This is a genomic window from Streptomyces sp. NPDC052236 (assembly GCF_044548015.1).
GTDB lineage: Bacteria > Actinomycetota > Actinomycetes > Streptomycetales > Streptomycetaceae > Streptomyces.
Window position 1 is genome coordinate 1 of record NZ_JBIUBL010000082.1, and the last position, 2,358, is coordinate 2,358.

A 2,358-nucleotide genomic window follows, 5' to 3' on the forward strand; every position below is an offset into this window, starting at 1 on the left:
GCCGAGTGGAGGCGTTTGCGATTGTACCAGAACTCGATGTATCGAGTGATGTCCTGCCGGGCGGCTTCGCGGGTCAGGTAAGTCACGCGTGATGCGCGCTCGTTCTTCAGTGCTCCGAAGAATGATTCGGCCATGGCATTGTCGAAACAGATTCCGGTACGTCCGGCAGATCTGCGAAGGCCGAGCCTGGCGAGCGCCTGCGCGAACTCGGTGGACATGTAGTTGCTTCCGCGGTCTGAATGGAATATCGCTCCCTTGGAAAGCCTCCTGTTCCGTGCTGCGTTGCGAATAGCTCTGGATATCAGAGGGGTTTGGTAGTGGTCGTCCATCGCGTAACCGATCACTTCCTTCGTGCAGCAGTCGATGACCGTCGCGAGATAGAGCCAGCCTTCCCCGGTCGCGATATAGGTGATGTCGGTGTGCCACGAACGCAGGAGGAGAGGTTCAGGAATGTAGGTCGGCACCTCTTTGAATGCGGTGCTGCGTGAAAGATGAAGGTAGGCCCTTCGGAGCCGCCCTACGGGGGGAGGCTTCAAACCGCCACATGCTGCGTTGGCTGAAGACCGTCGTGGTGAGCGATGTGGAAAAGGCGCCCATGAGGTGTCAGGTGGGGACCAGGAAGGCGAGCGCGAGCGAATCGCTGATGACGTGTCGAAAACGTATTTAGATGGCATCGAAACTGGGGGTGTAGATATGGCTCCAGGACAAGTCTGGCGGACACCCGTCTACTGGCCAGACGGTGCCCGGCATGGAGGCGACGCGAGCCTGGTCTGCTGCTTTCACGTGGAACGTGGGAAGGCGAGTCCCGATAATCCTGCCTCATTGGCAGGGAGAGGGAGTGTCCCGAAGCGGCAGAAACCGCGAGGGATCGAGTACCGGGGCGGGACTCGCCGGCGGACCGGCTCGTAGTAGTGATGAAGTCTCTGCAATGGGGATGGAGCGAAGGGGCCGGGTCATCCGTGGCTGTGTTCGTTCGATCAACCGGGTGTGTCCTGGGAGGAGTCGGGTGGGCGAGCTGAAGTCGCCAGGGAAGTCGTTTGAGATCTCGAAGTGGGAAGTATGGGAGGCATGGGAGAAGGTCAGGGCCAATAAGGGAGCGCCGGGTGTGGATGGTTGCTCGATCGAGGACTTCGAGAAGGATCTAAGGGGCAATCTCTTCAAGATCTGGAACCGGATGTCGTCGGGCAGCTACTTTCCGCCCCCGGTGCGAGCGGTGGAGATTCCCAAGCCGCATGGTGGTGGCACCAGAATTCTTGGCGTTCCCACGGTCGCGGACAGAATTGCACAGACCGTAGTGGCCGCCCGTTTGGAGCACGAGGTGGAACCGAAGTTCCATCCGGACTCCTATGGGTATCGGCCCGGGCGGTCAGCGCTGGACGCGGTGGAAAAGTGCCGAGAACGCTGCTGGAAGAAGGACTGGGTCGTCGACCTCGACATCCAGAAGTTCTTCGACAGCGTCCGCTGGGACCTCATCGTCAAGGCTGTGGAAGCGCACACCGACGCCGTTTGGGTGAAGTTGTACGTCCGGCGATGGCTGGAGGCACCGCTTCAACTACCCGATGGCACCTTGCAGATGCGAGATCGAGGGACCCCGCAAGGGTCATCGGTTTCGCCCGTGCTGGCGAATCTGTTCCTGCACTACGCGTTCGACATGTGGCTGGCTCGGGAGTTCCCGAACGTACCCTTCGAACGCTACGTGGATGACGCGGTCGTGCACTGCGTCAGCGAGCGCCAGGCCAGAAGACTGGTGGAGGCGATCGGGAACAGGATGGAAGAGGTCGGGTTGCGTCTGCATCCCGACAAGACCCGGATCGTCTACTGCAAGGACGCGAACAGGCGGGGCTCGTACGAGCACACGGCGTTCACGTTCCTGGGGTTCACGTTCCGCGCCCGCGCGGCGCGCAGCAAGCACGGGGTGACATTCCCATGTTTTCTGCCTGCGATCAGCAAGGAGGCCCTGAAGAGGCTCAGTTCCGAATTGCGCGGGTGGCGGATCCACCGGCGTACGGGACACACCTTCGCCCAACTCGCAAGGATCATCAACCCGATCGTGCGAGGGTGGATGCAGTACTACGGAGCGTTCTATCACTCCGCGCTGAAACCCCTCCTACGGCGCATCAATGCCTACCTGGTGCGCTGGATCCGCAGAAAGTACAAGCGACTTGCCGGTTTCAAGAAGTCCAAGGGGTGCTTCCAGGACATCGCACGGCGGTATCCGGGAAGGTTTGCTCACTGGCGCTTGTGCCGTAATTTCTGGTGATCAGGGTGGCAAGAGCCGTGTAACGGGAGACTGTTACGCACGGTTCTGTGGGGGCCGGAGGGTGAGATTCCCTCCGGCTACCCGACCCGACGAGCTTT

General features: G+C 60.7%; 2 protein-coding genes. One reads left to right on the forward strand and one right to left on the reverse strand.

From position 1 onward, the window contains the following. Positions 1-464, reverse strand: a 464-nt coding sequence (locus ACIHCQ_RS44540; RefSeq protein ID WP_399675090.1) for an IS3 family transposase, incomplete at its 3' end; no start/stop codon positions are given. A gap of 542 nt (positions 465-1,006) precedes the next feature. Between ACIHCQ_RS44540 and ltrA the strand changes: the two genes are divergently transcribed. Then, a complete protein-coding gene (gene ltrA / locus ACIHCQ_RS44545) occupies positions 1,007-2,260 on the forward strand; it encodes a group II intron reverse transcriptase/maturase (protein WP_399675092.1) in 1,254 nt (417 codons plus the stop codon). Positions 2,261-2,358 lie beyond the last annotated feature (98 nt).